The organism is Dapis brunnea BLCC-M229, from assembly GCF_050015995.1.
Classification (GTDB): Bacteria; Cyanobacteriota; Cyanobacteriia; order Cyanobacteriales; family Microcoleaceae; genus Trichodesmium.
Genome location: NZ_JBNHEP010000040.1, coordinates 1 through 7188 on the forward strand (window position 1 = coordinate 1; position 7188 = coordinate 7188).

At 36.1% G+C, this 7188-nt stretch carries 7 protein-coding genes; 6 read left to right on the forward strand and 1 reads right to left on the reverse strand.

Annotated features, from left to right (window positions below; genetic code table 11):
• Positions 1 to 431: 431 nt before the first annotated feature.
• Both ACP6PM_RS03620 and ACP6PM_RS03625 read left to right on the forward strand, forming a co-directional pair.
• Positions 432 to 578, forward strand: coding sequence for a hypothetical protein (locus tag ACP6PM_RS03620; protein ID WP_426581935.1), 147 nt, complete (start codon positions 432 to 434; stop codon positions 576 to 578).
• 128 nt (positions 579 to 706) lie between these two features.
• Positions 707 to 844, forward strand: a complete 138-nt coding sequence (locus ACP6PM_RS03625) for a hypothetical protein (protein ID WP_426581936.1) — start codon at positions 707 to 709, stop codon at positions 842 to 844.
• Between the two features lie 226 nt (positions 845 to 1070).
• Here ACP6PM_RS03625 and ACP6PM_RS03630 read toward each other — a convergent pair whose 3' ends face one another.
• Positions 1071 to 1301 (reverse strand): hypothetical protein, encoded by a 231-nt coding sequence (locus ACP6PM_RS03630; RefSeq protein ID WP_426581938.1) that lies wholly within the window; start codon positions 1299 to 1301, stop codon positions 1071 to 1073.
• Between the two features lie 121 nt (positions 1302 to 1422).
• Between ACP6PM_RS03630 and ACP6PM_RS03635 the strand changes: the two genes are divergently transcribed.
• The 4 genes from ACP6PM_RS03635 to ACP6PM_RS03650 form a co-directional block, all read left to right on the forward strand.
• Positions 1423 to 2931: a UbiD family decarboxylase gene (locus tag ACP6PM_RS03635; protein WP_426581940.1), complete on the forward strand. Its 1509-nt coding sequence runs from the start codon at positions 1423 to 1425 to the stop codon at positions 2929 to 2931.
• A 1085-nt stretch (positions 2932 to 4016) separates the two neighbouring features.
• Positions 4017 to 4139, forward strand: coding sequence for a DUF6173 family protein (locus ACP6PM_RS03640; protein ID WP_426581964.1), 123 nt, complete (start codon positions 4017 to 4019; stop codon positions 4137 to 4139).
• Between the two features lie 1061 nt (positions 4140 to 5200).
• Positions 5201 to 6157 carry a bestrophin family protein gene (locus ACP6PM_RS03645; RefSeq protein WP_426581942.1) on the forward strand — a complete coding sequence of 319 codons (957 nt, stop codon included), beginning with the start codon at positions 5201 to 5203 and terminating at the stop codon, positions 6155 to 6157.
• 304 nt (positions 6158 to 6461) lie between these two features.
• A partial coding sequence (locus tag ACP6PM_RS03650) for a tetratricopeptide repeat protein (RefSeq protein ID WP_426581944.1) occupies positions 6462 to 7188 on the forward strand: 727 nt, incomplete at its 3' end.

Below are 7188 nucleotides of genomic sequence, written 5' to 3' on the forward strand. Positions count from 1 at the left end.
TTGGTCTTGGCAGTTATAATCATTCCCTACCCCATCATATTGAGTGGATACGTTTTAACCATTAATCATTGCACTTTTCGGCAATTGTCCGATTATTACTGGTAACAATCCTTGGAGTAATATTATTGGTCTTAATGGATAGGATTGAAATTGGCATCTAGGGGAGACTGTGCCAAAACGGGAATATTGTACGCTAAGGAATTAACACGAACTCTACAAGGCTTGTGAGACAAAGCTTTCAGTCTCCTTCGATTTTCATTTTTTCAATTTTCGACTACTTAGCAAATCATCAAGACTACTGCCAGAAATCAAGTTCCAGATATAATTCCCACCCCAATAGCGATCGAGCCAAGATGGAGAAAGCTGAAATTAGTCAGCCAGCCTTGTTGATAGATAAAGCAAGGCAGAAATAGAAGGTTCGTGTCACGGCTGTGAAGCGTCGCATACGTTTGATAAAAGTAGACCGAGAAGAAATAGTATTCTATCCTCAGGAGGAGCTACCAGCAGATGCAGAGTTTAAAGGTTATGAAGAAGTAATTATTCAAGACATTTTACTAAAAACAGATAACGTATTGTAACGCAGCGGAAAAATACTATTCTCCGTCTATTAGGTAAAACCTCCACCGCAGCCTTACCAAGAGGTTATGAAGGAGAATTTGGTCCAGGAGTCAAAGCATTAGTCATGAGCCTGTACTATGGAGGAAATATGACCCTAGGTAAACTTCGAGAATTTTTATCAGATATTGGTATCTCAATGTCAGCAGGATACCTATCAAATTTATTAATGGGACTTACTTCTCAAAAACTTTTCTACATTTTGTTGAGCAAGGGAGTAGGGGAGTAGGGGAGTGGGGGAGAAGTAAAAATAATAATAATTAATATTAACATAGCTAAAATTAGCAAAAAAATGATTTGGCTTGTGTTAATTAGTTAATAACTGAAGTATTGTCCAAGTATACCACTAATGCGTGGGAATTGGTATAATTAGGGCTGGCAAATCTAATCTAAAAGCACTGATATATAAAGTTTTTAGGATTTTTGTCTGGAAAAAAGTGCAAAGAATTCAGCCTTTAAGACCAAAAAGTTAGGATGAAAGAAAGACTTGCACAGAAAAATACAGGTACAATTATTCCTCCTACTTTCAAGCGTCCTCCTACCCAGACCTTCCCACACTTCCTTGACGCACCACCAAAAAAATATACATCTTCACCATTACTATGCAGGACTACCAGAATTAATTTATGGTTCTTAATTTCTACCTTTCGCCATATTCCCCACACTTGTTTGATATCAAAACTCAAAAACCTACCTTTGTAAACTTCCCCCTCTTCCTTAAGACACTACCAAAAAAACTTCTTTGTACCTCCTGAGTTCTGACTCGTGTGATACCATAATCATTGTTTAACAAAAATTAATAAAATTATGGCCCGCGATTTAAGAGGATTCCTAAAAATTTTAGAAGACCGGGGACAATTATGCCGAATTAAAGCCTTAGTTGACCCTGACCTAGAAATAGCAGAAATTTGTAACCGGATGCTACAAAAGGGCGGTCCGGCTCTGCTATTTGAAAACGTTAAAGGGTCTGACCACGACCTAGCAATAAATTTGTTGGGTACAGAAGAACGAGTATGCTGGGCAATGAATATGGAAAAACCCCAGGAGTTGGAAACCTTGGGTAAAAAATTGGGAATGCTGCAACAACCCAAACCACCAAAAAAGATTTCTCAAGCAGTGGAATTTGGTAAAGTTCTGTTTGATGTAGTCAAAGCAAAACCAGGGCGCGACTTTTTTCCCCCTTGTCAACAAGTCGTTATTGAAGGGGATGCTCTTGACTTAAACAAAATTCCGATGATTCGCCCTTATCCTGGAGACGCAGGTAAAATTATCACTCTTGGTTTAGTGATTACAAAAGATTGTGAAACAGGTACTCCGAATGTGGGAGTTTATCGGTTGCAGTTACAGTCTCGTAATACTATGAGCGTGCATTGGTTATCAGTGCGTGGTGGAGCGCGACATCTACGGAAGGCAGCAGAAAATGGGAAAAAGTTGGAGATAGCGATCGCTCTGGGAGTAGATCCATTAATTATTATGGCGGCAGCTACTCCTATTCCTGTAGATTTATCGGAATGGTTATTTGCCGGACTTTATGGTGGTTCGGGTGTGAAATTAAATAAGTGCAAAACTCTAGATTTGGAAGTGCCGGCAGATTCAGAATTTGTTCTCGAAGGTACTATTACTCCTGGGGAAGTATTGCCGGACGGACCTTTTGGCGACCACATGGGTTATTATGGTGGAGTCGAAGATTCCCCAATGATTAGATTTCACTGCATGACTCACCGGAAAGACCCTATTTATTTAACGACTTTTAGTGGCAGACCTCCGAAAGAAGAGGCAATGATGGCAATTGCTCTGAATCGGATCTATACTCCTATTCTCAGGCAGCAAGTTTCAGAAATTGTGGATTTTTTCCTACCGATGGAAGCGCTCAGTTACAAAGCTGCGGTTATTTCTATTAAGAAAGCATATCCCGGTCAAGCACGACGAGCAGCTTTAGCTTTTTGGAGTGCTTTGCCACAATTTACTTATACAAAATTTGTCATTGTAGTGGATGAGAGTATTAATATTCGCGACCCGCGTCAGGTAGTTTGGGCAATTAGTTCTAAAGTAGATCCTTCTAGGGATGTGTTTATTTTGCCCAATACGCCTTTCGATAGTTTAGATTTTGCCAGTGAGAAAATTGGTTTGGGCGGTAGGATGGGAATAGATGCGACGACAAAAATTCCGCCGGAGACTGACCATGAATGGGGTGCAACTTTGGAGTCTGACCCGGATGTAGCGGCAATGGTGGATAGACGTTGGGGAGAGTATGGGTTGGATGATTTGAAGTTAGGAGAAGTTGACCCGAATTTGTTCGGGTATGATATCCGTTGATTAATGGATAATGGATAATGGATAATGGATAATGGATAATGAATAATTACTTCAGATGATAGAAGCTATATCAACGGATGATTTAGTATTTTAATTGTAAGTCATTGCGACTGGAACGGAGTGTAAGGAAGCAATCTCATGGGTTTTAGAGATTGCTTCCTATTGTTGCAATGACGAATTTTCAGTCTGGTTCTATATTATTCGAGGGAATATCTGTACCAATGATTTAGTATTGTAATTGTAAGTAGGGCTTGCTGATTAAATATCAAAGCACTGACAGATATTGCTTTGAGCCTTTTTTGGTCGAAAAAAGTGCGCCTGTTTCGGTCCAAAAAGCTCATGCATGCTAGTATTTTGGGATGATTATGGCAGAAAAATCAAGGGACAATTTTTACGACTACCTCCTCTATAATCTCCATTTCTCCAGTCTCGTGTCTCCAGTCTCGTGTCTCCTACCCCTACCACTCATACTTTCCATAAGCAAACCCTAAGTAATTGCGACTGGAAAGGAGTGGAAGAAATCAATCTCAGGGATTTTAGAGATTGCTTTCTATCGTCAAAATAACAAATTTTTAGTCTGGTTATATATTATTCGAGGAAATATTTACAACAAATTCTCTAAAGAGAAAAACAACTCTTTCTGGTGAAGATTTTTCTACTTTTGCTTTGGGAATTTATACTCATTTTTTGCAGTTGCTTCTTTCTTCAAATTGTTGATTTTAATATGTTGTTATTTTAAAAATAATTTATGGAATTTCAAACTCTATATCCTGATGAAAGCGCTCTAAAAGTTGCTGAATAAACAAATTTTCTTGCTGATTTTTCCCGTGCTAATTGTGCTAGTAACTTAGCAAAACAACTTCATTCAGAAATGGAAAAGTTTTACAGTAATTTAGATACTGAGCATGAAGTTGGGGTAAAACTTGTATCATTTGGTGAAAACATAAATTTTCATGTATCATACCAAATCCGGTTGAAAAAGACCAGTTTTCAGTAAACCGCAAAAACCCTGTAGAGACCTTGCATGCAAGGTCTCTACAGGGCGAGATATAACGGGTGCACCTATACCGGATTTCGGATCAGACATTAGTTACTGCGATCCTAGTTTGATTATGTTTCATGGATTTACAAACAATGGAGAACCAGTTAAATTGATGCAAAATGTTTGGCAAATTAGTTTGCTTTTGATAGTTTTGCCAAAGTTATAACCTGAAAAACCTAAACGAAAAATTGGTTTTATTCAAAATAATTGAAATATTACCCAGACTATTATTTAGGTATATAGCAATTCTAAATGATTTGTAATTCACAACCCTAATGGGATTGCTATATCTATTCATATAGCAAACTAAACAAAAAATAACTGCGGTCTTAAAAGACTAAACTCCAATTCTCAAGTATCGCTAAAACTATATCTAAATAAATTTATAGCAGCAATTACTGTTAAGATATTCTCAAATTATCAAATATAGTCCGTGCTGCAAATTTAACTTCTGAGTTCTAATAGCAATTTGAAAAAAGAATGTTACAAATAGGTAATTCAAGAATTAATAATTAAATAATTCAGGTTTAAAGCCTCCCCTTTTAAGGGGAAAAAGCGGTCGTTTGCGGAGCAGTCCGTTAGGATGGGATGGCGAGGTCTCCCGCTCTTGCAGAGCCGCTCCGCTAACGCCATATCCAATCGACCAAGAGAAAAGAAAATATTCCTTATATTCAATCCTCTCGATTTTAACCAGAGGTAATTATCAATTATCCATTAATGAAAAATAGTTTCAAACTTTAGATGTGAAATAATTTCCTGAAATTACTAAGCGCCTCAAAGTTTTGACCCTATAAAATCTTGGTGCATGACTTTGAACTTTTTACTTTCATTAATCCTTCCTTTTTTTCTTACTTTTAACTTTTGACTTTCTTTGTCAAAAGTGTTAGGAAATTGATAAAATTAAAATCCTTTACAACCAAGAGTTTTGACTTGAGCTGATAGCTGAATGCTTAAAACTATATCTACTAAATTTTAACCAAAAATTATCATTTTTCATGCCTACCTTTATCTTGTAGAAAAAGGACAGTAAAATTAATTTATAGCAGTCGCCATTACTATTAGGATATTCTCAAACTATTAAATTTAGTCACACCAAGAATTTAACTTCTGACTTCTGACTTCTGACTTCTGTACGTCGCCAATCCGACGGCTCCCCTCTCTTACTTCAGCTATAGGTGTCTATGAATATACAGATTACTCCTATGTATCTAATTTTGCTAAATTAATATGTCTACAAACAGAGTAAAATACAGTTACTATCGAGAAAAGCGGGAATGGTTAACAGTTATTTTGCAAATGCAATATTCCGTTATTCCCGCTATTATTTTTAGGGTGACATTCTGTGGATTATTTGGTTTTCTTATTTCTCTACTTTACTACCTAAATTTTCCTGTTACTTTGCCGACAAAAAGTAGTATTGTTCCTAGTTTAGTGTTAGGTTTACTATTAGTTTTTAGAACAAATACAGCATACGAAAGATTCTGGCAAGGTCGGCAGTTATGGGGAGTTATCGTTAATACAGTTCGGAATTTTGCACGACAAATTTGGGTTGCAGTTGAAGAAAATAATCCAGCAGATAGAGAATCAAAAGAGGAAATAATGCGGTTATTAGTAGCTTTTGCTATTGCTGGTAAATTACATTTGCGCGGTGAGAATGTAAATAGAGAATTAGAGGGATATATGCCTAAAGATTGGTATGAAAAGCTAAAAAAAATGAATCATCCTCCTATTCATATTGCTTTTTTGATTAGTGATTATCTCCAGCATCAATATGAACGTGGTTGTATTAATCCTTATCAACTTACTGCGATGTTTCAGTTACTGGATAGAATGGTTGAAGCCTTGACAGGTTGTGAAGGAATTTTAAAGACTCCTATTCCTTTAGCATACTCAATTCATCTGAGACAGTTATTGTTAATTTACTGTCTATCATTGCCATTTCAAATAGTAAATGAATTTCATTTTTGGACAGGTATAGTAGTTGCTCTAGTCAGTTTTACTGTCTTTGGAATTGAAGAAATTGCTCTAGAAATAGAAAATCCTTTCGGTTACGATCCTAATGATTTACCTTTGGATGCTATTTGCACTACAATGTACCGTAATATTGAAGATTTAATTACTTTAGCACCTTGCGTTAGACATTGGAAGCGTATACCGATTAACTCACAAAACCATCATTTTTAATTTAACTCCTATATCAGTAACCCTAGTTTCGCATTTGTCTAAAATTATACATATTTAATTCCAATCTTTGAGTATTAAATTTGGGGTCACTCTCACCTGTCAATAATTTTTTTACCTAAATTACAACAAAATGAAAACTTATATTAAATTTTGTATACCTAAAGTAACTACATGAGTCTATTTTCAGGTAAGATTGACTGATACATAATTTTTTCTAGATAAAATTATGCTCTTGGATTAATCTCCGGGAGGATAATATATAATGATAAGATTCAATGTTTATTGAGATAATACAGCAATAAAAATGGAAAATACTCAAACTGATTATAGCAATAAAATCATAAACGATCAATCTGATATAGAAGATAATGATATTACAGCTATTTATGAGCGTGCTGTAGCGCATTATCAATTAGCAAATTATCAGGATGCAATTGCTGATTATACCAGAGTAATAGAAATTGAATCTAGTAACGCTGAAATTTACTACAACCGAGGCGTGGCCAAGCATCAAATGGAAGATTATCAGGGTGCAATTTTTGATTACACTGAAGCAATTAAAATTGACCCTAGTAATAGCAATATTTATAATAATCGTGGTTTAGCTCTTTCTCAAATGGGTTCTCATCAGGAGGCGATCGCTGATGTTACCGAGGCAGTTCGACTTAATCCTAATGATGCTGATAGTTATTACAATAGGGGTTTTGTGTATGAGACAAGTGCAGATTATGAAAAAGCTATTGCAGATTACACAGAAGCACTAAATATTAATCCTGGTTACGATCTAGCTGCTCAAAGGCGAGAGCATCTACTTGCATTAATTACTCCTCAGTCTCCAGGAGTTGCAGAAGATACTGCACCAGAAATACCTCAGAAAAATGTAGAGGTAGAAAAATCTTCAGAAATTAAGTCGGATGGGGAGACACAAAAAACTCCAGAAGTATTGGAAGCTTCGAGTTTAAAACAAATACCTCAGAAGAATGTAGAGGTAGAAAAATCTCGAGAAGTATTGGAAGCTCCCAGTTTAAAAC